Source organism: Leisingera sp. McT4-56 (genome assembly GCF_020514995.1).
In the GTDB taxonomy this organism is placed as follows: domain Bacteria; phylum Pseudomonadota; class Alphaproteobacteria; order Rhodobacterales; family Rhodobacteraceae; genus Leisingera; species Leisingera aquaemixtae_A.
Window position 1 is genome coordinate 48706 of the sequence record NZ_JAJALF010000021.1, and the last position, 23430, is coordinate 72135.

The window sequence follows — 23430 nt, forward strand, 5'->3', positions numbered from 1 at the left end:
CTGGGAGGAAAGCCATGAAACTCAAAACCCTCATGAAAGGGGCGGCCGCAGCGGCGGCACTGGGGCTGAGCGCGGCAGCGGCGCAGGCCGAGTATCCGGAGAAGCCGGTGAACTTCATCGTGCCGTGGCCGCCGGGTGACCTGGAGGATGTGCTGACGCGGATGATCGCCGAGGATTTCCAGAACGAATACGGCGTTGCTGCAGCAGTGGTGAACAAGCCCGGCGGCGGTGGCGGCCCTTTCCCGGGTGCCATTGAGGTCGCCAATGCGCCGGCAGATGGCTACACCATCGGCTCCTTCGTGATCGGCGTGCCAGTGATGGGCCATCAGATCGACATCCCGCCGCTGACACCCGCCAAGTTCGATCCGCTGGGGATCTTCCTGACCTATCCCTTTGTGATCGCCACCTCCGGTGATGCGCCCTACAGCACGATGGAAGAGCTGGCGGCCTATGCCCAGGAGAACGACGTGGCGCTGGGTCATTTCGGCGATGTTCTGACCCCGACCCAGGTGACCAAGGCTTATGCCAAGAACGCCGGGTTCGAGTGGGGGTCTGATGCTGCCTTTGACGCGCTGGACTGCAACACGCTGGCCTCCGGCGATGCCGATGTGATTAACACCACCTTGCAGCTTGTGCTGCCCTGCCTGGATCAGGTCAAGGTGCTGGTGTCGATCACCGACGAGCGTATCCCGCTGGCGCCCGATGCGCCGACCATCGGCGAGCTGGACGAAAGCCTGAACATTGCCCTGTGGAACGGGCTGTTTGTGAACAAGGACACCCCGCAGGACGTGCGCGACAAGATCATTGCGGTGGCTGAGAAAACCGTGATGAGCGAGCGTGCCCAGAACGTTGCCAAGGAAACTGGTGCACTGGTCTATTGGCAGAACGCCGAGGACAGCGCGGCCCGGGTCGCCAATGATATCGACACCATGGCCCGCATCGGTGGCTTGCTGTCGGAGTAATCCTCCCCCTGCATCGGGGCCTTGCGGGGGCCCGGTGCCCTTTCCATTAGCGCGGACAAAGAAATCCTCAGATGCCTACAGAACGTGAACGCCGTTTTGCCGGGCCGCGGCGCGGCCAGCTGGTTTTTGCCCTGGTCATGGTGGGCGTGGCGCTACTGCTTCTGGTCCTGATCACAGAGCAGACCGCCTGGGTTCAGAAGACCAAGCTGTTTGCCCAGCCCCGGTTCTGGCCTGCCGTCGCCATTGGCGGCATGGTGCTGCTGGGAGGGCTGCACCTGTACAAGCTGCCCTGGCGGCGGGTCAGCCGCTATGATCTGTGGGAGGTCAAGCGCTGGGGGCAGGTGATTGAATTTGCCGGCTGGTTCATGGGCTATGTCCTGCTGGTACCCGTCATCGGCTATCTTCCTGTGACACTTGTGTTCGTGCCGCTGTTGAGCTGGCGGATGGGCTACCGCAGCCCTTTCATGCTGTGGATCAGCGCCGGTTTTGCGGTGGCCGTGGTGGTGCTGTTCAAGGCCTTGCTGTCGGTCAAGATCCCCGGAGCGCTCATCTATGAGTATCTGCCAGGATCGCTGCGCAGCTTCTTCATTCTCTATCTCTGAGTGCCCGCCATGGACCTGATCTTCTCCGCAATAGACATCCTGATGCGCTGGGACGTGGCGCTGGCGCTGCTGGCGGGCTCAGTCGGCGGCGTGCTGATCGGCGCCATTCCCGGCGTTGGCCCGGCGGTGGCAATTGCGATCCTGCTGCCCGCGACCTTCTCGATGGACCCGATTGTCGGGCTGACGGTGCTGCTGGGGATCTACGGCTCCTCCATGTACGGCGGTGCAATCCCGGCAATTCTGATCAACACACCCGGCACCGCGGTCAATGCGCTGACCACCTATGACGGCTATCCGATGACCGCACGGGGCGAGCCGCGACGGGCCTTGAGCCTGGCTTATTCCGCCAGCTTCTTTGGCGGCATCTTCTCGGTCATCTGCCTGATCCTGTTTGCGCCGGTGCTGGCAAAGATCGCGCCGATGTTCGGGTCGCGCGAGATCTTCATGGCGGCGCTTCTGGGCCTCATCCTGGTGGTGGTCGCGCACCGCGGCCAGGCGCTGATTGCCGGGACGCTGGCCTGCTTCGGGATCTTCCTTCAGACCATCGGGCTGGAGCCGGTGAAATACACCCAGCGCTACACCTTCGGGCAGGATTTCCTGGGCGGCGGCATCAACCTGATCGTTGTGGTGCTGGGGCTGTTTGCGATCTCTCAGGCGTTTGTTCTGCTGACGGATGAGGACGAGAAGGTCCGCATGACCCGCCTGCGCGGCGGCATGTTCCAGGGTCTGCGCGAGCTGGCACGCCATCCGCGGGTGGCGGGTGTCTCCGCCACTTTCGGCGTGCTGATGGGGATGATCCCCGGCGTGGGTGAGTTCACCGCGCAGTTCATGTCCTACACCTATGCGCAGAAGACCTCGAAGCGGCCGCAGGACTTTGGCAACGGCTCCTCCGAAGGGCTGATCGCGGCGGAGACCGCCAACAACGCGGTGCCCGCCGCAGCCATGGTGCCGCTCTTGGCGCTGGGCATTCCGGGCGAGGCGCTGACGGCGATGATGCTGTCAGTGTTTTATGTGCACAACGTGGTGCCGGGGCCGGGTCTGTTCCAGAACGATATGGATTTTGTCGTCGCGCTGTATCTCGCTCTGCTGGTGCTGAACGTTCTGGTGCTTCTTTTCCTGCTGTTTGCCACCCGGTCGCTCATCCAGGTGGTGCGCATTCCTAACCGGTTCCTGGGCGTCTGCATCCTGACGCTGAGTTTTGTCGGGGTCTATTCCCTGCGCAACTCCGCCACCGATTGCGTGATGGCGGCAGGTTTTGGCATCCTCGGCTATATCCTCAAGCGGCTGTCGCTGCCTTCGGTGCCGATCATCCTGGGCATGGTGCTTGGCGGCATCATGGAGGTGAAGCTGCGGGCAGGCATGGCGCGGGTGAAGGAACCCCTTGATTTTATTGACCGCCCGGTGGCGTTCATCCTGTTCATCATCATCATCATCGTTCTGGCGGTTCACATCCTGCGGGTGCTGAAGGACCGGAAGGAACTGAAGGAGGCCGAATGGCAGACCAATCGCGCATCGACGAGCTTCGGAAGCTTGATGTGGCGCCGCAGAAACTCTTTCTTGAAGGATCATGGCAAGAAGGTTCGGGCCAGACACTCGAAGTTGCTTCGCCGGTTGACGGATCTGTTCTGACCACGCTGGCGGGCGCCTCTGCAACCGATGTAGAAAACGCTGTGGCTTCGGCGCGGCGGGCATATGAGGATCGCCGCTGGGCTGGACAGAGCCCCGCTGCACGAAAACAGGTGCTTCACAGGATCGCGGACCGGATCGCGGCCGAGGCGGTGGAACTGGCTGTGCTGGGCGTGCGCGACAACGGCACAGAGTTCAATATGGCGCTGAAAGCGGAGCCGGGATCGGCCGCTGGCACCTTCCGCTATTACGCCGAGGCGCTGGACAAAGTGGCGGGTGAAGTCGCACCGACAGCACCGGACGTGCTGGGGCTGGTGCACCGGATGCCGGTGGGCGTGGTGGGAGCCATCGTGCCTTGGAACTTTCCGCTGATGATCGGCGCCTGGAAGCTGGCGCCCGCGCTGGCGATGGGCAATTCGGTGGTACTGAAACCGGCAGAGACTGCATCCTTGTCGCTTTTGCGGCTGGCGGAAATATGTTCTGAATGCGGGCTGCCGGACGGGGTGCTGAACGTGGTGACCGGATCTGGTGCTGAAACCGGCGCGGCGCTGGCCGCCTCAATGGATGTGGATGTGCTGGCCTTCACCGGTTCGGGCGCCACGGGCCGTAAGCTGCTTGAGGCTTCGGCGCGATCGAACCTCAAGCGTTGTTACCTGGAGCTGGGCGGCAAGTCGCCCAATGTCGTCTTTGCGGATGCGCCTGACCTGGCCAAGGCGGCGAAGGTCTCTGCTGCCGGCATCTTCCGGAACTCCGGGCAGGTCTGCATCGCCGGCTCCCGCCTGCTGGTCGAGGCCTCGATCCACGACGAGTTTGTGGAGATGCTGAAGGCTGAGGCGGAGGCGCTGCGGGTGGGCGACCCGCTGGACCTGAACACGCAGATCGGCGCGGTGAACTCCGAGGACCAACTGCGCCGAAACCTGTCCTTCATGGACATGGGGCGGGCCGAGGGCGGGCAGGTGGTAACCGGCGGGCAGCGCATTCTGGAGGAGACCGGCGGCACATACATGTCGCCGGCCATCGTTACCGGCGTGGCATGCGACCATGCGCTGTTCCAGCGCGAAGTCTTCGGGCCGGTTCTGGCGGTCACCAAATTTGAAACCGAAGCAGAGGCTTTGAGCCTGGCCAATGGCACCGACTTCGGTCTGGCAGCTGCGGTCTGGACCGAGAACCTGTCCCGTGCGCACCGGATGGTCGCAGGCATCCGTGCCGGGGTTGTGCATGTGAACACCTATGGCGGTTCGGATAATACCGTGCCGTTGGGGGGCGTCGGTCAGTCCGGCAACGGGCATGACAAGTCGCTGCACGCGCTGGATAAATACACCGATTTAAAGGCCGCTTGGATCCAGCTCTGAAGCAGGTTTCGCGAGAGCAAAACCTGCGGCCTCCGGCGGGAGTATTTGGGAAAGATGAAAATCTGTGGTTAGGCCGATAGCCGCCGCGAAGCTGAACTGACGGGAGACTGAACCTGTGGCAGACAAAACCATTCTGGTTACCGGAACCTACGACACCAAGGACGACGAGCTGGGATATCTGGCGGAGGTGATCCGCGGGCAGGGCGGAAAGGTGCTGACAATGGATGTGAGCGTGCTGGGCGATCCCAGCCAGCCCGCTGATGTCAGCAAGCATGAGGTGGCCGAGGCCGGCGGCAGTTCGATAGAGGAAGCGATTGCCTCGGGTGATGAGAACACCGCCATGCAGATCATGGGCGCGGGTGCGTCGGCCAAGTCGTTGGAACTGTACCGGGCGGGCCGCATCGACGGGGTGATTGTGCTGGGCGGCACGATGGGCACCGACCTAGCGTTGGATATGTGCGCAGCACTTCCGGTCGGGGTGCCGAAATACATCGTCACCACCGTCGCATTTTCGCCGTTGATGCCGCCGGAGCGGATCCCGGCAGACGTGCAGATGATCCTGTGGGCGGGCGGGCTTTATGGGCTGAATTCGATCTGCAAGGCGTCGCTTAGCCAGGCGGCAGGCGCGGTGCTGGGGGCGGCTCGGGCGGTGGAGCCGCCCAAACGCGACCGGCCGCTGATCGGCATGACCTCTTTCGGCAAGACGGTGCTGCGCTACATGGTAGCGCTGAAACCGGCCTTGGAGGACCGCGGGTTTGAGGTCGCGGTTTTCCATGCCACCGGCATGGGCGGACGGGCTTTCGAGAGCCTGGCAGCGGAGGGCGCCTTTGCGGCGGTGATGGATTTTGCCCCGCAGGAAGTGTCGAACCACCTGTTCGGCGGGCTGTCGGCGGGGGCGGACCGGATGACCAACGCAGGGAAATCCGCAACGCCGCAGCTGGTGGCGCCGGGCTGCTATGACCTGGTGGATTTTGTTGGCTGGCAGGAGACCCCGGCCCAGCTGAAGGGCCGGGAGACCCACGCCCACAACCGTCTCTTGACCTCAGCCATGCTGGAAGCGGGGGAGCGCCGCCAGGTGGCGCGGGCGATCTGCGGCAAGCTCTCTACCGCGCAGGCGCCGGTGGCGGTACTGCTGCCGTCAGGCGGGTGCAACGAATGGGACCGGCCCGGAGCGCCGCTGCATGATGCGGAGGGGCTGGCGGCCTTTTGCGAGGAAATGCGAGAGCGCTGCCCGGAGAATGCAGAGCTGCATGAGCTGGACTGCCACATCAATGACGCCGAGTTCGCCGCCAAGGCACTGGAAATCCTGGATAGCTGGATCGCCAGCGGGGTGGTGAAAACCGGCTGATAGGCCGGGCAGTTGTGCTGCCGGATAAGATGTTTCAAAAAGTTTCCATTTGCCTTTTTTTCTGTTACGCAACTGCCAGCATTACAGGCCGCCGGAGGCTGCGAGCACCGTGACGCGGGGTTTGCGGTCCTTCTGCGGCCATTGGGGCTTGGCGCCGGTCCGGCTGCCGTGCCTAATCTGTTGGGAGCCGGGCGCAGGCACTGCCGCCGCGGAAGAGAGAGGAAGACCGGATGAGTGAAGCCATTGCATATGAGCGCGTCGGCGATATTGCCGTTCTGAAGGCGAAGAACCCGCCGGTGAACGCGCTGGGCATTGATGTGCGCAAGGGGCTGCTGGCCGGGATCGAGCGTGCTGAAGGCGAAGGCGCCAAGGCTGTGCTGATCTACGGCGAAGGCAAGACCTATTTCGCGGGTGCCGATATCCGCGAATTCGGCAAGCCGCCGCAGGAACCCTATCTGCCGGGCCTGTGCAGCCGGATTGAGGCCTCGCCGCTGATCGTGGTCTCCGCCATGCATGGCACTGCGCTGGGTGGTGGGCTGGAGGTGGCCTTGTCGTCGCATTACCGGATTGCGGTGCCTTCGGCCAAGATGGGACTGCCCGAGGTCAACCTGGGCATCCTGCCTGGCGCGGGCGGCACCCAGCGGCTACCGCGGCTGGCCGGGTCTGAGGCGGCATTGGAGATGATCACAACGGGCCGCCACATCGGTGCGGCTGAGGCGCTGGACAAGGGTATCATCGACAGAATTGAGGAGGGCGAGCCGCGCGAGATCGGCCTCGCCTATGCGCAGGAACTGCTGGATGCGGGCGCGCCGCGCCGGGCTGTCGGTGAGATGCCTGCGCCGGAATCTGTGGATTTCGATGCGATTTATGAGGCGACGCTGAAGAAAGGCCGCGGCCAGCTGTCTCCGGCAACGGCTGTGCGCGCGGTACAGGCGGCGGTCGAGGCGGAGAGCTTTGAAGCTGGCCTCAAGCGCGAGCGCGCGCTGTTCACGGAACTGATGGAATCGGATCAGCGGCAGGGGTTGATCCATGCCTTCTTCTCGGAACGTGCGGTCGGCAAGCTGCCGGAGCTGGAAGGCGTCGAACCCCGCGAGGTTGCCGCGATGGGGGTGATCGGCGGTGGCACCATGGGAGCGGGCATCGCCACTGCGGCGCTGCTGGCTGGATTGCCGGTGGTGCTGATCGAAATGACGGATGAGGGTGTTGCCGCCGCGCGCGGCCGGATCGAAGGCAATCTGCAAGGCGCCCTGAAGCGGGGTAAGATCACCCAGGCGCAATATGATCATCTGACCAGGGAGGCGCTGACCGTGTCCACGGATTATGCGGCGCTGGGGCAGGTGGATCTGGTGGCCGAGGCTGTGTTCGAGGACATGGGCGTCAAGCGTGAGGTCTTTGGCAAGCTGGATGCGCATTGCAAGCCGGGGGCGGTGCTGGCGACTAATACTTCCTATCTGGATGTAGATGAGATCGCTGCGGCGACGTCCCGCCCGCAGGATGTGATCGGGCTGCATTTCTTCTCCCCTGCACATGTGATGAAGCTTTTGGAAGTGGTGGTGGCAGAAAAAACTGCGCCGGAGGTTCTGGCGACGGGCTTTGCTCTCGGCAAGCGGCTGAAGAAGGTCGCGGTGCGCTCCGGCATCTGTGACGGGTTCATCGGCAACCGGATCATGAACGCCTACCGCAAGGCCGCAGAATACGTGGTGCTGGATGGCGCTTCGCCCTATCAGGTGGACAAGGCAGTGACCGGGTTCGGCTTCCCGATGGGGCCGTTTGCGATGGGCGATCTGGCGGGGCTGGATATCAACTGGGCGGCCCGCAAGCGCCGTGCACCGACGCGGGATCCGCGCGAGCGGGTGCCGCGCTTCTACGAGATGCTCTGCGAGGGTGGCGACTTCGGCCAGAAAACCGGCAAGGGGTTCTATATCTACGAAGCGGGAAAGCGCGGTGGTGTGCCGAACCCGGAGGTGGCGGAGCTGATTGCCAAAGACCAGGAGCAGCAGGGCGTGGCTCCGCGGGAGTTCTCTGACGCGGAGGTGTTGCGCCGTTACATGTGCGCCATGGTCAACGAGGCCGCAAAGGTGGTGGGCGAAGGCATCGCCCGGCGTCCGCTGGATGTGGATATGGTGATGCTGTTCGGCTATGGCTTCCCGCGCTTCTGGGGCGGGCCGCTGAAATGGGCCGATCTGCAGGGGCTGGACGGTATCCTGGACGATATCAAGGCCTATGCAGAAGAGGACAGTTTCTTCTGGCAGCCGGCGCCGCTGCTGGAGCAACTGGTGGCAGAGGGCAAAACCTTCGACGACCTGAACAAAGGCGCTTAGGCAAGCGGGCGGCGCCCTTCCGGCCCGTCGAGGGCCATCGGGGCGCGGCCCGGCGTTGCCGGGCTGGACGTGCAAACCCTGGCCGTATTACGCAAAAGCGCCGCGCGGAACGCGCGGCGCCTGGCCCAGCAAGAGCGGCGCATCCTGGATGCGCCTAGCGATTGACGGGAGTTCCCCGTGCCTTAGGCCGAGTTGCCTCAGGCCCAGGTGCCTTCGGTGGCGGAACGGATCTTGCGGATGTTCTCGCCGTAGACCTCCGGCTTGTCCACGGACCCGCCCTTGAACACTGCAGAGCCTGCGACCAGCACGTCGGCGCCGGCTTCGGCCACCAGCGGCGCGGTGGTGGGATCAACGCCGCCATCGATCTCGATATGCACGGGACGGTCGCCGATCATCGACCGCAGGCGGCGGATTTTGGCGGTCATGTCGATGAACTTCTGGCCGCCAAAGCCCGGGTTCACGGTCATCACGCAGACCAGATCCGTGAGATCCAGGAGGTGCTCAATCGCTTCGGCCGGGGTGCCGGGATTGAGCGCGACGCCCGCTTTCATGCCCGCCCCGCGGATCGCCTGCAGGGTGCGGTGGATGTGCGGGCCTGCCTCGATATGGGCGGTCAGCACATCGGCGCCGGCATCGGCGTATGCGTTGATGTAGGGATCGACCGGCGCGATCATCAGGTGCACGTCCATCACTGTCTTCACATGCGGGCGGAACGCTTTTACCGCTTGCGGGCCGAAGGTGAGGTTCGGCACGAAATGCCCGTCCATAACATCCACATGCACCCAGTCGGCGCCTTGGGCTTCGATCGCCTGGATCTCCTGCCCGAAATTGGCGAAATCGGCAGACAGGATGGAGGGCGCGATCTTAATCTTGCGGTCAAAGGACATCTGGCAGCTTCCTTTTGCAAAGGGAATTGAGGAGTCGAAGGCCGTATAGACCGTCCGGCCCGCTGTGCACAGGGGCAGATTGCGCAGCGGGTCCGTTTCCTTGGGCGCTGCGCCTGCCGGTTGCGCCGGGCCGCGTTACAAAACTTTCACGGCAGTGACACATGAGCTTTGAGCAGGGCGGCTAGGCAATCCCGGAACGAGAAGGGAGCGCCCCGGTGCTGCGCATTGACAAACTGACTAAACGGTTCGGCGGCAAGATTGCGGTGGATACCGCCACGCTAGACATCGACAAGCCCTGCATGATCGGCATCATCGGCCGCTCCGGCGCGGGGAAATCCACCCTGCTGCGGATGCTGAACCGGCTGGAGGACGCCAGCGGCGGCCGTATCCTGTTCGAGGGGCGTGAAATCACCGGGCTGAAGGGCAAGGAAAAGCGCGCTTGGCAGTCTGACTGTGCGATGATCTTTCAGCAGTTCAACCTGGTGCCGCGAATGGATGTAGTGTCCAACGTTCTGCACGGCACATTGAACCGCCGCAATGCGGTGGCGACGCTGTTCAACCTGTACCCGATGGCGGATATTCACAAGGCGATCGACATCCTTGACCGGCTCGGCATTGCCGAACATGCGGCCAAGCGGGCTGAGGCCCTGTCGGGCGGCCAGCAGCAGCGGGTGGCGATTGCCCGGGCGCTGATGCAGGATCCGAAGATCATCCTTGCGGATGAGCCGATTGCCTCGCTCGATCCGATGAATGCCCAGACCGTGATGGAGGCGTTGCGCCGCATTCACGAAGAAGACGGGCGCACGGTGATTGCCAACCTGCACACGCTGGACACCGCGCGCCGCTACTGCGACCGGGTCGTCGGCATGCGCGACGGGCGCATCGTCTTTGACGGGCTGCCGGAACAGCTGACCACCGGGGTGGCCCGCGAGATCTACGGCGCCGGGGAAGAATTCTCCGAAGCCGCCACCTCAACCGAGATCGAAACGCTGGAAAAGACGGACGCGATGCGCGCCGCCATTCCCGCCGAGTAACCCCTGCCCCTGAATTCATCGACCCGGCGGGCTGCTCTGCCGGGACCCAACCGGAGAGACAAGAGATGAAGAAACTGATTGCTGCCGTTCTGGCAACCACCGCGCTAACCGCCCCTGTTGCGGCAGAAGAGATCAAGGAATTCCGCATTGGCATCCTGGGCGGCGAAAACGCTCAGGACCGCCTGAACAACAATGAATGCCTGCGCGAATACGCCGAGAAAGAACTGGGGATCGAAACCAAGCTGTTTGCTCCGGCCGACTACAACGGCGTGATCCAGGGCCTGCTGGGCGGCACCATCGACATGGCCTGGCTGGGCGCGTCCGGCTATGCCAAGACCTATCTGTCTGACCCCGAAGCGGTGGAGCCGGTTCTGGTCAAAGTGAACACCGACGGCGGCTATGGCTACTACTCGGTCGGCTTTGCCCGCAAGGACAGCGGCATCACTTCGCTGGAAGACCTGAAAGGCAAGACCTTCGGTTTCGGCGATCCGAACTCCACCTCGGGCTACCTGATCCCGTCGATTGAGATCCCGAACAAGATCAATGCGTCCATGGACTCCGGCGACTACTTCGGTGAAGTGAAGTTCACCGGCGGCCATGAACAGACCATTGTCGCGGTTGCTAACGGTGATGTCGACGGCGGCGTGACCTGGGCAGACGGCCTGGGCGAATGGGAAGACGGTTACCAGTCGGGTGCGCTGCGCCGTGCGGTGGACGCGGGCCTGGTCGATATGAATGACATGGTGGAAATCTGGAAATCCGCCCCGATCCCGGAAGGCCCGGTGGTTCTGCGCAAGGCCCTGTCGGCAGACGTCAAAGCCAAGATGACCGCGCTAATGGACAACCTCAGCGAAATCGACCGCGACTGCTTCTATGGTGTTGCGGCTGGCGAAGCCAAGAGCTTCGACCCGATCACCCATGACGCCTATGAGGTGATCATCGAGGCCCGCAAACTGAAGTCCCAGTAATTTCAGTACTGAGCTCTGCGGGGTTCCGGGTTTTCCCGGGCTCCGCAATTTCCTTGATGGCGCCTTTATCGGCCATCTTTTGAAGACCAGGATCCCAAATGGCAGATTTGACCGCGGCCCGGCCGGGCATCGAGGACATCCGGCAGAACTATACTGCCCATATCCAGCGCAAGCGGCTGTATGGCGGCATTCTTCTGGCGGTTTTTGTGGCGCTGATGGCGGCCGGGTTCCGCACTGCGGACGCGCGCAATGCCGGCTCATTTGCAGACGGGTTCACCCGCATCTTTGATTACCCGTCCGAGGTTCTGGCAGAAGCCGCCGAAAAGGCCGTGCAGCTACCTGGGCATCTGGTGCATTTCTTTCCGGCCCTGGTGGAGACGTTGAACATCGCCGCCGCCTCGACCCTGGTGGGGGCCGTGTTCGGCACGCTGCTGTCGCTTCTGGCGACCCGCGGCATGGCGCCTTGGCCTATGCTGATCCCGCTGTTCCGCCGTATCAGCGACATTTGCCGGGCCATTCCAGAAATCGTTATCGCGCTGGTGCTGATCTTTGTCCTTGGCGGCGGGCCGGTGCCTGCGATGATTGCCATTGCCATCCACACTGCCGGCGCGCTGGGCAAGCTGTTTTCTGAGGTGAACGAAAACGCCTCGCTGAAACCGGTCGAAGGCCTCACCTCTGTGGGTGCCACCTGGGCGCAGCGGATGACGCTGGGGGTGATCCCGCAGGTCGGCCCGAACTATGTGAGCTATGCGCTCCTGCGGTTTGAGATCAATATCCGTGCCTCTGCCATCCTTGGCTTCGTCGGCGCGGGCGGCATCGGCTATGAGCTGAAGAACGCCATGTCCTGGGGGCAGGGGCGCTACGACGAGGCCGCCGCGATCTTCCTTCTCCTGTTTGTCACCATCGTGGCCGTTGACCATCTGTCCGGCCTGCTGCGTGACCGCCTGACCCATGGAGCGAAGGCATGACCACTTTTGACACCACCCTGACGCCCGCAGACCTGAAGTCTGACATCTCTTGGCTGTTCCTCAGGAAGCGGCTGATGAACTTTGCCCTGCCCGCTGCGGTGCTGGCCTATCTCGCCTATGTATTTGTGGCCTTCGACATGCCGGGGCTGTGGGAGCGTGCCAGTCTGGACAACGCCAAAACTCTGGTGAGCGACAGCTACAGCTACAAGACCCATGTCACCCGCGACAACCGCAGCGGTGAGGTGTCGGTAGCCATTGAGGGCGAGCGCAAGGGCGCTTATCCCGACGGCATGTCGCCGGACTGGGTAGCCCTGGGCGAGACTACGGTCATTGATCTGGAAGACGGTCACACGGTCACCTTCGGCCCAGAGACCATCGCATACGAAATCCCTGGCTATGGCAACGTACGGGCCACACCGGGCCGCAGCGCGGGCGTGCAAGCGGAACTGCCTGCCGGCGACGTGCCAGAGTGGATCAGTGTTTCGAAGAACCGCCTGGCCGTGACCACTGAGGCCGGGCGCCTGACCGTGACCCGCAACCGGGCAGAGGTATTCCGCTATTTCGCGGGGTGGGAGCTGTTCTTCTTTACCCTCGACAGTCCGTATTACGGCATGGGGGCAGGGGAGCTGGTGCAGCGTGCCGCCACCGGCGAGGCTGGTGCGATCTTCCAGGAGTTCTGGACCAACAAGATGTGGCGCCATCAGGATGTGGCCTGGGCGATTGCCGAAACACTGCTGATGGCCTTCTTGGGCACCATTGGTGCAGGCATTATCGCGCTGCCGCTGGCGTTTCTTGCCACCCGCAATTTCATGCCTCTGCGCAGCATCCGCTTTGCCATGCGCCGCGTGTTCGATTTTGTCCGCGGCGTAGACTCGCTGATCTGGACGGTTGTTCTGGCCCGCGCCTTTGGCCCTGGCCCGCTGACCGGCGCGCTGGCGATCCTGGTGACCGATACCGGCACCTTTGGCAAAATTTTCTCGGAAGCGCTGGAGAACGTTGACCATAAGCAGATCGAGGGCGTTGCTTCCACCGGGGCCAAGCCGGTGCAGCGCTACCGCTTCGGGGTGATCCCGCAGATCACGCCGGTTCTGCTCAGCCAGCTCCTGTATTTCCTCGAGTCGAACACCCGGTCAGCCACCATCATCGGTGCGATCACCGGCGGCGGCATCGGGCTCTTGCTGACACAGGCGATCATCACCCAGAAGGACTGGGAGGAAGTGGCCTATTACATCACCCTGATTATCCTGATGGTGATGCTGATGGACTGGTTTTCCGGCTGGCTGCGCCGCCGCCTGATCAAGGGCGAGGGCGGCAACGCCAAGCGCAAGCCGCGAAAGGCGGAGGGCGAAGCCTTCCTGCTGCCCTGACCCGGTGCCGGTTTTCGGAGAGGAGCTGACCATGTCCCGTTTGCAGGCAGAGGCACCCTTCATCCATCCCGGATGCACAATCACCGGAAGCAGCTTTGGCACCTATGTGGAGATCGGTGTTGGCAGCCGGGTGTCAAATGCGGTGTTCGGCAACTACAGCTACTGCGACCGCACCTGCGACATTGCCAATGCGGAGATCGGCATGTTCGCGAATATCGCCAGCTTCGTGCGGATCGGCGCCCCAGACCACCCGATGGAGAAGGCGTCGCTGCACCATTTCCTCTATCGTTCCGCAAGCTACTGGGACGATGCGGAGGATGACGCGGCGTGGTTTGCGCGACGTGCCGCGCGAACTGCCCGTATCGGACATGACACCTGGATCGGCCACGGCGCGATGATCAAGCCTGAGGTTACCGTTGGACACGGCGCTGTCGTTGCGTCGGGCACGATTGTGACCAAGGATGTTGCGCCCTACACCATTGTTGGCGGCAATACCGCCAAGGTGATCCGCCGCCGCTATCCTGAGGCGATTGCCGCGCAGATGATGGAACTGGCCTGGTGGAACTGGGACCACGAGACCCTGCGGACCGCGTTGCCGGACTTCCGCAATTTGCGGGCGGAGGAGTTCCTGGAGAAGTATTCCTAATCCGGCGGGCGGTTGCTCACGTCTGTATCAGCGCATTCGAAGAATGCATTTCACAGTTCGGCGTGGCGCCGCTGCGCGGCGCAGAAGGGCTGCAGAGAAGCGCTTGAGGGGCAATTCTGCCCCTCAAGCGCCTTTCCTATCGTGTGGTCTGCCATCCCCGCCTCAAGGGTAAATGGCGCTGCGCGCCGCCGCCTTGCGGCCCTTGACCCGGGGCTGGCAGGGATCAGGCGGCGCCTGCGTCCACAAGCTGGGTGGCGATGTCGAGGAACACCTTGGCCTGGGCGCTGCCAGGCTTGGCGGCCACGATCGGCGTGCCGTTGTCGCCGGCCAGCCGCACGTCCAGATGCAGCGGCACCTCGCCCAGCAACGGCACGTCGAGCTTCCTGGCTTCCTGCGCCACGCCGCCATGGCCGAACACATGCTCCTCATGTCCGCAGTTCGAGCAGATATGCGTGGACATGTTTTCGATCATGCCCAGAACCGGCACGTTCATCTTGCGGAACATGTCGATGCCCTTGCGGGCGTCGATCAGCGCCACGTCCTGCGGGGTGGAGACCACGATGGCGCCGTCCACATGGGTTTTCTGCGCCAGCGTCATCTGCACGTCGCCGGTGCCGGGCGGTAGGTCGACGATCAGAACGTCCAGCACGCCCCATTGCACCTGCAAGAGCATCTGCTGCAGCGCTCCCATCAGCATCGGCCCGCGCCAGATCACTGCCTGGTCCTCGCCGGTCATCAGCCCCATCGACATCATGGTGACACCATGGTTGCGCAGCGGCAGGATGGTCTTGCCGTCCGGGCTGGCAGGGCGGCCGCTGATGCCAAGCATCTTTGGCTGCGAGGGGCCGTAGACGTCGGCATCCAGCAGGCCCACCCTGCGCCCCTGCATTGCCAGCGCGCAGGCGATGTTGGCAGATACCGTGGATTTGCCGACGCCGCCCTTGCCCGAGGCCACAGCGAGGATCCGCGCCACGCCCGGCACTTTCTGCGGCGTCTGCTGCTGGGGCTGGGCTGCCTTTTTGGGTTTCAGGTCCGGCGGCGCCTTTTCCGAATGGGCGGTCAGCATGGCAGAAACCTTCTCCACCCCCGGCAGCGCTGCCACGGCCGCGTCAGCCTTGTCGCGCACCGGGCCGTAGGCCTCGGACTTTCCGGGGTCGATTTCCAGCACAAAGCGGACGGTGCTGCCTTCGACGCTTACGGCGCGGGCAATGCCTGCGCTGACGATATCGCTGCCGCTGACGGGATCGGTGATGGTTTTGAGCGCCTCAAGGACGGTTTCACGGGTGACGGTCACGCCGGTCTCCTGTAGCTGGTCATGTCTTGCGCCTGTTCTGGCGCAATTCGGCGGGTCATGCCAGCCGTACACAGCCAGGAGTTTGTTTTAACGCATCCTGGAGTCAGCTTTTTTGCGGGCTGGCCTTGCTGAAGGCCTGGATGCCGTGCGGCAAACGCAACAGCGCCGCGCGTCAGCGCGGCGCCGGGCCCAACGGGAGGAGGCCCATCGGGCCGAGGACGGGCGGGAGGATCCCGTCAGCTGGCCAAGGCCACTTCCGCGGCGTTCATCACGGCGCCGATGCGGCGGCCGGTGTCCACCATCCGGTTGGAGAAGCCCCACTCGTTGTCATACCAGCTGACTACCCGCACCAGCCCGTCGGCGGTGACCGATGTTTGGGCCGCTGCAAAGCAGCTCGAATGGGGGTCATGGTTGAAGTCGATGGAAACCAGCGGGTCTTCTTCATAAGACAGGATGCCTTCCAACCCGTTCCCTGCAGCCGCCTTGACCGCGGCATTAACCGCCTCAACCGTGGCTGGGCGCTCCGGCACAAAGCTCAGGTCCACCACCGAAACATTGGCGGTGGGCACCCGGATGGCGGAGCCTTCCAGCCGTCCCTTCAGATGCGGCAGCACCTCGGAGATCGCCCGTGCCGCCCCGGTGGAAGTGGGGATCATCGACAGCGAGGCAGCACGGGCGCGGTAGAGATCCTTGTGGCTGGTGTCATGGGTCGGCTGATCGCCGGTATAGGCGTGGATGGTGGTCATGTAGCCGGTCTTGATGCCAAAGGCTTCGTCCAGCGCCTTGGCCAGCGGCGCCAGGCAGTTGGTTGTGCAGGAGGCGTTGGACACGATCACGTCCTCCGCCGTCAGATCCATGTGGTTGACGCCAAAGACCACCGTGCGGTCGGCATCCTTGCCGGGGGCGGAGATCAGCACCCGCTTGGAACCGTTTTTCAGATGCCGCGCTGCCTCCTCGCGGGCGGTGAACAGGCCGGTGCATTCATAGGCGATGTCCACATCCTGCCAGGGCAGGTCCTCCGGGTTGCGTATCGCCGTCAGGCGGATGCTGTGTCGGCCCACGCGGATCAGGTCACCGGCCAGGAACACCGGAGTCTTCAGGCGCCCGTGCACGCTGTCGTATTTCAGCAGATGCACCAGGGTTTCCGGCGGCGACAGATCGTTGATGGCCACCACCTCAATATCCTTTTCGCCGCTTTCCAGCAGCGCCCGCAGTACCCCGCGGCCAATCCGCCCGAATCCGTTGATTGCAATCTTCAGTGTCATCTCTGATCTCCGGCTGTTTTACCGGATCGGTTTCCGGTAGCGATAACGGTTGCGATACCGATAGCGATAACGAGATGGAAAATCAACCCCTCTGTTTCCGGAGCCGCCCTTGCGGCCGCCCGCGATCTGCAGGAGCATGGGGGCATGACCAAGAAATTGCTTCTGAAAGACGTGGCCAAACTGGCCGGTGTCAGTGAAATGACGGCCTCCCGCGCGCTGCGCGGAGCCCCGGACGTGTCCGCCAAGACCAAGGCGAAGATCGAGGAAATCGCCCGCACCCATGGTTATGTGCCGAATCGGATTGCCGGCTCCTTGTCCTCGCAATCGGTCAACCTGGTGGCGGTGGTGGTGCCGTCGCTGAACAGCTTTGTCTTCCCGGAGGTTCTCTCCGGGATTTCCGCCGTCTTGAAAGAAAGCCCCTTGAAGCCGGTGGTTGGGGTATCGGGCTATGACCTGGAAGAAGAGGAAAGCGTCATCCGCGAAATGCTCAGCTGGCGGCCCTCGGGGCTGATCGTCGCCGGGCTAGAGCATACTGAGGTTACCCGGCGGATGCTGCAGCAGGCCGATTGCCCGGTGGTTGAGGTGATGGATGTGGACGGCGATCCGGTACGCCATTGTGTCGGCATTTCGCACCTGCAGGCAGGCCGCGAAATGGCGGAGCAGATCCTGGCCCGCGGCTACCGGAACATCGGCTTTATCGGCACAAAGATGCCGCAGGATTTCCGGGCCCGGAAACGCTTTGACGGCTTCACGGACGGGCTGGCGGCGCAGAGCGTGACACTTTCGGATCTGGAGCATTATTCCGGTGAAAGTTCGATCCAGACCGGCCGCCAGCTGACGGCGCAGATGCTGGCGCGCAACCCGGGCCTTGATTGCATCTACTATTCCAGCGACGTGATGAGCGTGGGCGGGCTGATGCATTGCCTGGCCGCGGGCCTGTCGGTGCCCGGCGATATCGCCTTGGCAGGCTTCAACAATCTGCAGATCCTGCAGGGCTTGCCGCTGCAGCTCGCGACAACGGATGCCTGCCGCCATGAAATCGGCGAGCGTGCGGCGCGGATCATCCTGAAATCACGGGAAACCGGCGGGGCAGAGGGGCTGGTTTTCGACCGCCTGACCCCGGCAATCAGCCTGGGAGAAACGCTCTAGCCCTTCGCCGCTGCCTGCGGCCGCGACGGAGAAGCCACCACCGCAGCCCCGCCCGCAGGCGATTTTCCTAGCTTTGGCCGGCGCGCCGGGGCAACCTGCGGGTATGGTTCCAGTTCAGCGCGGGTCGGCCCGGTAAAGGAGTGCAGATGCCCAAGTACAATGACATGTTCGAGCTTTCGGTTGAGGATATGGACCTGATTGAAACCTCCTTGCGCCATACCAGGGATGCTCTGTCCAAGGCTCATCCGGAGGCCGGCAGCGCTGATGCGGAGACGCTGCGCCGGGTTCACGCGCTGCTGGGGCGGCTGCATAATCAGAAGATCTTCTATTACCCAAAGGACAAGGTCTACGTCAGCGGCTGACGCCGGTTCTGAATGAAATAGCGCTCCCCGCGGTGGTGGAGAGCGCTTTGACCTGTCATGTGGTCTTTGCTTACATCGCGGCCTTGAACAGCTGAGTGAGGTTTTCCTCGGTCAGCTCGATGGGGTTGCCGCCGCAAGAGGGGTCAATGATGGCGCCTTTGACCAGTTCAGGGATGGCCGCTTCGGTGACACCCAAATCAGACAGCCCGCGCGGGATGCCCAAGGAGTCGTTTAGCTCCTGCACAAAGCTGCGGAAGCCGTCGAAACCACCGTCAATGCCCAGATAGGCCGCGGCCGTGTCGAAACGGTCGGCAATCGCAGAGGCGTTGAACTCCAGCACGCTGGGCATGCAGACCGCATTGGTGGTGCCGTGGTGGGTGTTGAAATGAGCCCCCACCGGATGGCTCATCGCATGGATCGCGCCGAGCCCCTTCTGGAACGCTGTTGCGCCCATCGCCGCGGCCGACATCATCTGCGCGCGGGCTTCGATATCGGTGCCGTCGGCATAGGCGCGCGGCAGGTAGTCCTTGACCAGCCGCATGCCCTCCAGCGCGATGCCCTGGGACATCGGGTGGTAATGCGGGCTGCTGAACGCTTCGACGCAGTGGGCAAAGGCATCAAGCCCAGTGCCTGCGGTGATGAATTTGGGCATGCCGACCGTCAGCTCGGGATCGCAGATCACCACTGCGGGCAGCACCTTCGGGTGGAAGATGATTTTCTTCTGGTGGGTGACGCTGTCGGTGATCACACTGGCGCGGCCCACTTCGGAACCCGTGCCTGCGGTGGTCGGCACCGCGATGATCGGCGCGATGGCATCGGCATCGGCGCGGGTCCACCAGTCGCCGATGTCCTCGAAATCCCAAACGGGCCGGGTCTGGCCGGCCATAAAGGCCACCATCTTGCCCAGGTCCAGGCCTGAGCCGCCGCCGAAGGCGATCACCCCGTCATGGCCGCCTGCCTTATAGGCGGCGACGCCTGCGTCCAGGTTCTTCTCGTTCGGGTTCGGATCAACGTCTGAGAACATGCCGCGGCCGAGGCCCGCCGCCTCCATGATATCCAGGGTGCCCTGCGTGACCGGCAGGTCCGCCAGCCCCTTGTCGGTGACCAGCAGCGGTTTCTTGATGCCGGCAGCGGTGCAGGCGTCCGCCAGTTCCTTGATCCGGCCTGCGCCGAATTTGATTGCGGTCGGGTAGGACCAGTTTCCAACGAGAGACATGTTGTGTTCCTTTGATGCTGTGGCCCGCCCCGGGAGGAGAAACGGGGCGGGCGGGGCCGTCCGTCAGCCGGTTACCTTCTTCAGGTGATAAGACTTCGGACGGGTCAGATTGTGATAGCCGATGACCGAGAGGCCGCCGCCGCGGCCGGTGTCCTTGCAGCCGGTCCAGCACAGGCCCGGATCCAGGTAGTCGGCGCGGTTCATGAAGACGGTGCCGGTCTCGATTTGATCCCCGACGGCTTGCGCCCGCTCTACATCCTTGGTCCAGAGCGACGCCGTGAGGCCGAAGTCGCTGTCGTTCATCAGCCGGATGGCTTCCTCATCCGAGGAGACCTTCATGATGCCCACGACCGGGCCAAAGCTTTCCTCGCGCATCACCCGCATGTCGTGGGTCACGTTGGTCAGGATTTGTGGTGTCAGATAGGCGCCGCCGTCATCCTCGGCGAAGGTGTCGATATGGGCCACGGCACCCGCTTCAACCGCCTCGGCGATCTGGCCGCGCACCTCGCTGGCAAAGCGCACATTGGCCATTGGGCCGATAGTGGTCTCCGCGTCCAGCGGGTTGCCCAGCTTGTAGCCCTTCACGATGGCAATGGCCTTTTCCAGGAAGGCGTCATAGAGGCTTGCATGCACGTAGATCCGTTCGATGCCGCAGCAGCACTGGCCGGAGTTGAACATGGCGCCATCAATCAGCGTGTCCACCGCCGCATCCAGATCGGCGTCCTCCATCACATAGCCGGGGTCCTTGCCACCCAGCTCGGTGCCGACACCGGTGAAGGTGCCGGCCGCGGCGCGCTCCATCGCCTGACCGCCGCCTACCGAGCCGGTGAAGTTCACGAAGTTGAAGGCCTTGCTGGCAATCAGTTCCGAGGTGGTGCCGTGATCCAGAAAGACATTCTGGAACACATCTTCGGGAATGCCCGCGGAACGGAAGGCCTGCGCCATCCGCTCACCCACCAGCAGCGTCTGGGTCGCGTGCTTCAGCACCACGGTATTGCCGGCAATCAGCGCAGGCGCCACCGTGTTGATCGCGGTCATATAAGGGTAGTTCCAGGGGGCGACCACAAACACAACCCCATGCGGAATGCGCTTGATGTAGCGTTTGAAGGTTGCGTCCTCGCCCACTTCGATATCCGCAAGCGACTCTGCGGCGATCTTTGCCATGTGGCCTGCGCGTTCGTTGAATCCGCCAAACTCGCCGCCATAACGCACCGGCCGGCCCATCATATGCGCCAGTTCCGGCACGATCTCATCGTTCATCGCGCCGACGGCAGCCACGCCCGCCATAACCAGATCAATGCGCTCCTGCAGCGGCCGGGCCGCCCAAGCGCCTTGCGCTGACCGCGCACGTTCTGCTGCCGCAAAGGCGTCCTCACGCGAGAGCACCTCGCGCTCTGCAAAGACCGATCCGTCGATCGGCGAGATGCATTTCAATACCTGGCCCATTGCCATTCACTCCATTCAGAAAGGGCCAAGGCCCTCTTCATCTTTCCGAAAACACTCCGGGGTTTGGGGCAGCGCCCCAAGCCGGCTGCGCGCCTCAGGCGCGCTCAAATCCACGGGCGATCTCGTAGTCGGTGACCACCCGGTCGAAATCCTCGATCTCCACTTCCGCCGCGCGGACGTAGTGATCCACCACGTCATCACCAAGGGCTTTGCGGAGCATCTCCGAGCCTTTCAGAGCCGCCGCCGCATCACGCAGGGTGCCCGGGATCATGCCGGTATCGCCCTGGTAGACATCGCCCCGGGTGGGGGTCTGCAGTTCCAGCCCTTCCTCGATACCCGCAATGCCCGCGGCCAGCATGCCCGCCATCGCCAGATAGGGGTTCATGTCGGAACCCGGAATGCGGCATTCGACCCGGATCGCCTTGGTGCCGTCGCCGCAGAGCCTGTAGCCCGCAGTGCGGTTGTCCACCGACCAGATGATCCGTGTGGGCGCGAAGGTGCCCTTCATGAAGCGTTTGTAGCTGTTGATGTAGGGCGCCATGAAGGCGGTGTAGTCAGGCGCGTATTTCAGCAGGCCTGCCATGTAATTCTTCATCAGGGCGGACATGCCCAGTTCGTCGCTCTCGTCAAAGAACGCGGGCTTGCCGTCCTGCCACAGCGACTGATGCACATGGGAGGAGGAGCCGACCTTGTCGTGGCTCCATTTTGGCAGGAAGGTCACCGCGTGGCCCTGTTGCTCGGCGATCTCCTTGATCGCGTGCTTGGCAATGGTGTGGAACTCCGCCGTGTCCATCGCCGCTGCGTATTTGATGTTGAGCTCCTCCTGGCCGGTCTCTGCCTCGCCCTTGGAGTTCTCGATCGGCAGCCCCGCATCCCACAGGTGGTTGCGGATCGGGCGCATCACATGCTCCTCGCGGGTGGTCTGCAGGATGTTGTAATCCTCGTTGTAGCCGGAGATCGGTTCCAGGTCGCGGAAGCCCGAGCGGCGGATCTCGTCAAAGCTCTTGGCGAACAGGAAGAATTCCAGCTCAGTGGCGCACATGGCGTCGTATCCCATCGCCTTCAGACGGTTCACCTGTTTCTTCAGGATCGCGCGGGGGGAGTGGGAGACTTCCTCGTGGGTGTGGTGATCCAGCACGTCGCACAGCACCATCACCGTCCCTTCCAGCCATGGCACCGGCCGCAGGGTGGAGAGGTCGGGCTTCATCACATAGTCGCCATAGCCCCGCTCCCAGCTGGTCGAGGCATAGCCGTCCGGCGTCGCCATCGCCAGGTCAGTGGCCAGCAGGTAGTTGCAGCAATGGGTTTCCTCCCAGGCGCCATTCACGAAATGCTTGGCGTGGAAGCGCTTGCCCATCAGGCGGCCCTGCATGTCCACAAGGCAGACCAGAACGGTGTCAACGGTGCCATCGGCAACCTGGTCCTTAAGAGTGTCGAAGGAGAGCATGAGCGGCCCTTTGTCTGTTGCGCGCAAAACTTTTCCGGGAAAAGTCTTGGCAAATTCCTTGGGGAAGGAATTTGGCCGACCGCGGTGCAGGCCAAATCCCGTGTTTCAACCGGTGCCTCAGCCGTAGCGGTAGGGGCGGCCGGCCTTCTGCATGTCAGCGTTATACTTCTTGAAGATCTCCACAACTTTCGCCTTGGTCTCGGACTCGGCTGCGATTTCATCCCAGAACTTCACCGCCGCGTCTTCGACCTGCTGCCATTCGTTGTCCGGAATGGTGGTCAGCTTCATCTTGTCGCCGTTCACGCGCAGGGAAGCTTCGCCGCCCCAGTACCACCACTGGCGGTAATAGTGCGACTGGTCGCAGCAGACGCGGAACAGGGTCTGCAGGTCTTCCGGCAGTTCCTCCCAGCGGCCCATGTTGGCGAAGAAGGAGCCCGCCCAGGCACCAGAAATGTTGTTGGTCAGGAAGTAGTCGGTCACGTCAGCCCAGCCAACGGTGTAGTCTTCGGTGATGCCCGACCAGGCAATGCCGTCCAACTCGCCGGTCTGCACTGCCACTTCGATGTCTTCCCAGGGCAGGGTGACCGGCACCACGCCGAACTGCGCCAGGAAACGGCCCGCGGTCGGGAAGGTGAAAACGCGCTTGCCCTTCAGGTCCGCCAACGAGTTGATCGGATCCTTGGTGGCAAAGTGGCAGGGGTCCCAGGCGCCGGCCGAGATGTGCTTGACGCCGACCTTGGAGTATTCCGCATCCCAAATCTCGTTCAGGCCGTACTGGTTGAACAGCACCGGCACGTCCAGCGAGTAGCGCGAGGCAAAGGGGAAGTAGCCGCCGAACACGGTGACCTCGGTGGGCGAGGCCATCGAGTCATCATCCGACTGCACCGCGTCGATGGTGCCGCGTTGCATGGCGCGGAACAGTTCGCCGGTGGGGACCAGCTGGTCGGCATAATAGAGCTCGATCTGCATCCGGTCGCCGGCGATCTTGTTGAACATGTCGATGGCGGGTTTCACCACGTGTTCGGCCAGCGCCGCACCGGCATAGGTCTGCATCCGCCACTTGATGGTGGATTGTGCCAGTGCCGGCGTCGCCAGCGGTGCGGCCATAGCGCCGACGCCGGCGGTCTGCAAAAACTTACGTCTTGTTGTCATTACTTCCTCTCCTCTGTT

Annotated in this window: 20 protein-coding genes; 13 read left to right on the plus strand and 7 right to left on the minus strand. The window is 63.1% G+C overall.

Annotation, left to right across the window (positions count from 1 at the left end):
- The first annotated feature begins 14 nt into the window (after positions 1 to 14).
- The 6 genes from LHL23_RS18955 (at position 15) to LHL23_RS18980 (ending at position 8211) form a co-directional block, all read left to right on the plus strand.
- A complete protein-coding gene (locus LHL23_RS18955; RefSeq protein WP_226431092.1) occupies positions 15 to 962 on the plus strand; it encodes a tripartite tricarboxylate transporter substrate binding protein in 948 nt (315 codons plus the stop codon).
- A gap of 71 nt (positions 963 to 1033) precedes the next feature.
- Positions 1034 to 1564 carry a tripartite tricarboxylate transporter TctB family protein gene (locus LHL23_RS18960; RefSeq protein ID WP_226431093.1) on the plus strand — a complete coding sequence of 177 codons (531 nt, stop codon included), beginning with the start codon at positions 1034 to 1036 and terminating at the stop codon, positions 1562 to 1564.
- A 9-nt stretch (positions 1565 to 1573) separates the two neighbouring features.
- Entirely contained in the window at positions 1574 to 3193 is a 1620-nt protein-coding gene (locus tag LHL23_RS18965) for a tripartite tricarboxylate transporter permease (RefSeq protein ID WP_226431094.1), read from the plus strand.
- Positions 3100 to 4542 carry an aldehyde dehydrogenase gene (locus tag LHL23_RS18970; protein ID WP_226431121.1) on the plus strand — a complete coding sequence of 481 codons (1443 nt, stop codon included), beginning with the start codon at positions 3100 to 3102 and terminating at the stop codon, positions 4540 to 4542. The genes LHL23_RS18965 and LHL23_RS18970 overlap by 94 nt, the downstream gene beginning before the upstream one ends.
- Before the next feature lie 115 nt (positions 4543 to 4657).
- Positions 4658 to 5890, plus strand: a complete 1233-nt coding sequence (locus tag LHL23_RS18975) for a Tm-1-like ATP-binding domain-containing protein (protein ID WP_226431095.1) — start codon at positions 4658 to 4660, stop codon at positions 5888 to 5890.
- 230 nt (positions 5891 to 6120) lie between these two features.
- Positions 6121 to 8211 carry a 3-hydroxyacyl-CoA dehydrogenase NAD-binding domain-containing protein gene (locus LHL23_RS18980; RefSeq protein WP_226431096.1) on the plus strand — a complete coding sequence of 697 codons (2091 nt, stop codon included), beginning with the start codon at positions 6121 to 6123 and terminating at the stop codon, positions 8209 to 8211.
- Positions 8212 to 8408: 197 nt separating this feature from the next.
- Here LHL23_RS18980 and rpe read toward each other — a convergent pair whose 3' ends face one another.
- Positions 8409 to 9098, minus strand: coding sequence for a ribulose-phosphate 3-epimerase (rpe, locus tag LHL23_RS18985; RefSeq protein WP_226431097.1), 690 nt, complete (start codon positions 9096 to 9098; stop codon positions 8409 to 8411).
- A 215-nt stretch (positions 9099 to 9313) separates the two neighbouring features.
- Between rpe and phnC the strand changes: the two genes are divergently transcribed.
- From phnC to LHL23_RS19010, 5 genes are all read left to right on the plus strand, one after another.
- The gene (gene phnC / locus LHL23_RS18990; RefSeq protein WP_226431098.1) at positions 9314 to 10132 is read left to right on the plus strand and encodes a phosphonate ABC transporter ATP-binding protein; all 819 of its coding nucleotides are present in this window, start codon (positions 9314 to 9316) and stop codon (positions 10130 to 10132) included.
- A 65-nt stretch (positions 10133 to 10197) separates the two neighbouring features.
- On the plus strand, positions 10198 to 11100 hold the full coding sequence (gene phnD / locus LHL23_RS18995; RefSeq protein ID WP_226431099.1) for a phosphonate ABC transporter substrate-binding protein: 903 nt from the start codon (positions 10198 to 10200) through the stop codon (positions 11098 to 11100).
- A gap of 98 nt (positions 11101 to 11198) precedes the next feature.
- Positions 11199 to 12068 carry a phosphonate ABC transporter, permease protein PhnE gene (gene phnE / locus LHL23_RS19000; RefSeq protein ID WP_226431100.1) on the plus strand — a complete coding sequence of 290 codons (870 nt, stop codon included), beginning with the start codon at positions 11199 to 11201 and terminating at the stop codon, positions 12066 to 12068.
- On the plus strand, positions 12065 to 13435 hold the full coding sequence (gene phnE / locus LHL23_RS19005) for a phosphonate ABC transporter, permease protein PhnE (protein ID WP_226431101.1): 1371 nt from the start codon (positions 12065 to 12067) through the stop codon (positions 13433 to 13435). Before phnE (LHL23_RS19000) ends, phnE (LHL23_RS19005) begins: the two co-directional genes overlap by 4 nt.
- 31 nt (positions 13436 to 13466) lie before the next feature.
- Entirely contained in the window at positions 13467 to 14081 is a 615-nt protein-coding gene (locus tag LHL23_RS19010; RefSeq protein ID WP_226431102.1) for a chloramphenicol acetyltransferase, read from the plus strand.
- A 223-nt stretch (positions 14082 to 14304) separates the two neighbouring features.
- On the opposite strand, the gene LHL23_RS19015 is transcribed toward LHL23_RS19010, so the two are convergent.
- Both LHL23_RS19015 and gap read right to left on the minus strand, forming a co-directional pair.
- The gene (locus LHL23_RS19015) at positions 14305 to 15375 is read right to left on the minus strand and encodes an Mrp/NBP35 family ATP-binding protein (RefSeq protein ID WP_226431103.1); all 1071 of its coding nucleotides are present in this window, start codon (positions 15373 to 15375) and stop codon (positions 14305 to 14307) included.
- A gap of 236 nt (positions 15376 to 15611) precedes the next feature.
- Positions 15612 to 16640 (minus strand): type I glyceraldehyde-3-phosphate dehydrogenase, encoded by a 1029-nt coding sequence (gene gap, locus LHL23_RS19020; RefSeq protein ID WP_226431104.1) that lies wholly within the window; start codon positions 16638 to 16640, stop codon positions 15612 to 15614.
- A gap of 144 nt (positions 16641 to 16784) precedes the next feature.
- On the opposite strand from gap, the gene LHL23_RS19025 reads away from it, so the two are divergent.
- Together LHL23_RS19025 and LHL23_RS19030 are read left to right on the plus strand one after the other, a co-directional pair.
- On the plus strand, positions 16785 to 17789 hold the full coding sequence (locus LHL23_RS19025) for a LacI family DNA-binding transcriptional regulator (RefSeq protein WP_226431105.1): 1005 nt from the start codon (positions 16785 to 16787) through the stop codon (positions 17787 to 17789).
- Between the two features lie 146 nt (positions 17790 to 17935).
- A complete protein-coding gene (locus tag LHL23_RS19030; protein ID WP_222479679.1) occupies positions 17936 to 18151 on the plus strand; it encodes a hypothetical protein in 216 nt (71 codons plus the stop codon).
- 70 nt (positions 18152 to 18221) lie between these two features.
- Here LHL23_RS19030 and LHL23_RS19035 read toward each other — a convergent pair whose 3' ends face one another.
- The 4 genes from LHL23_RS19035 to LHL23_RS19050 all read right to left on the minus strand — a co-directional run bounded on the left by LHL23_RS19035 (position 18222) and on the right by LHL23_RS19050 (position 23412).
- A complete protein-coding gene (locus LHL23_RS19035) occupies positions 18222 to 19367 on the minus strand; it encodes an iron-containing alcohol dehydrogenase (protein ID WP_226431106.1) in 1146 nt (381 codons plus the stop codon).
- Between the two features lie 63 nt (positions 19368 to 19430).
- Entirely contained in the window at positions 19431 to 20813 is a 1383-nt protein-coding gene (locus LHL23_RS19040) for an aldehyde dehydrogenase family protein (RefSeq protein ID WP_226431107.1), read from the minus strand.
- A gap of 94 nt (positions 20814 to 20907) precedes the next feature.
- Positions 20908 to 22260, minus strand: coding sequence for a glutamine synthetase family protein (locus tag LHL23_RS19045; protein WP_222479686.1), 1353 nt, complete (start codon positions 22258 to 22260; stop codon positions 20908 to 20910).
- Positions 22261 to 22377: 117 nt separating this feature from the next.
- Positions 22378 to 23412: a TRAP transporter substrate-binding protein gene (locus LHL23_RS19050; protein WP_222479688.1), complete on the minus strand. Its 1035-nt coding sequence runs from the start codon at positions 23410 to 23412 to the stop codon at positions 22378 to 22380.
- Positions 23413 to 23430: the final 18 nt, after the last annotated feature.

Excerpts from the sequence above, each read along its gene's own strand:
- LHL23_RS19030 (WP_222479679.1), top strand. The coding sequence starts at position 17,936 with ATGCCCAAGTACAATGACATGTTCGAGCTTTCGGTTGAGGATATGGAC.
- LHL23_RS19050 (WP_222479688.1), bottom strand. The coding sequence starts at position 23,412 with ATGACAACAAGACGTAAGTTTTTGCAGACCGCCGGCGTCGGCGCTATG.
- gap (WP_226431104.1), bottom strand. The coding sequence starts at position 16,640 with ATGACACTGAAGATTGCAATCAACGGATTCGGGCGGATTGGCCGCGGG.
- LHL23_RS18965 (WP_226431094.1), top strand. The coding sequence starts at position 1,574 with ATGGACCTGATCTTCTCCGCAATAGACATCCTGATGCGCTGGGACGTG.
- phnE (WP_226431101.1), top strand. The coding sequence starts at position 12,065 with ATGACCACTTTTGACACCACCCTGACGCCCGCAGACCTGAAGTCTGAC.
- LHL23_RS19045 (WP_222479686.1), bottom strand. The coding sequence starts at position 22,260 with ATGCTCTCCTTCGACACTCTTAAGGACCAGGTTGCCGATGGCACCGTT.
- rpe (WP_226431097.1), bottom strand. The coding sequence starts at position 9,098 with ATGTCCTTTGACCGCAAGATTAAGATCGCGCCCTCCATCCTGTCTGCC.
- LHL23_RS19040 (WP_226431107.1), bottom strand. The coding sequence starts at position 20,813 with ATGGGCCAGGTATTGAAATGCATCTCGCCGATCGACGGATCGGTCTTT.
- LHL23_RS19010 (WP_226431102.1), top strand. The coding sequence starts at position 13,467 with ATGTCCCGTTTGCAGGCAGAGGCACCCTTCATCCATCCCGGATGCACA.
- LHL23_RS19035 (WP_226431106.1), bottom strand. The coding sequence starts at position 19,367 with ATGTCTCTCGTTGGAAACTGGTCCTACCCGACCGCAATCAAATTCGGC.
- LHL23_RS18955 (WP_226431092.1), top strand. The coding sequence starts at position 15 with ATGAAACTCAAAACCCTCATGAAAGGGGCGGCCGCAGCGGCGGCACTG.
- phnD (WP_226431099.1), top strand. The coding sequence starts at position 10,198 with ATGAAGAAACTGATTGCTGCCGTTCTGGCAACCACCGCGCTAACCGCC.
- LHL23_RS18960 (WP_226431093.1), top strand. The coding sequence starts at position 1,034 with ATGCCTACAGAACGTGAACGCCGTTTTGCCGGGCCGCGGCGCGGCCAG.
- LHL23_RS18980 (WP_226431096.1), top strand. The coding sequence starts at position 6,121 with ATGAGTGAAGCCATTGCATATGAGCGCGTCGGCGATATTGCCGTTCTG.
- LHL23_RS19025 (WP_226431105.1), top strand. The coding sequence starts at position 16,785 with ATGACCAAGAAATTGCTTCTGAAAGACGTGGCCAAACTGGCCGGTGTC.
- phnE (WP_226431100.1), top strand. The coding sequence starts at position 11,199 with ATGGCAGATTTGACCGCGGCCCGGCCGGGCATCGAGGACATCCGGCAG.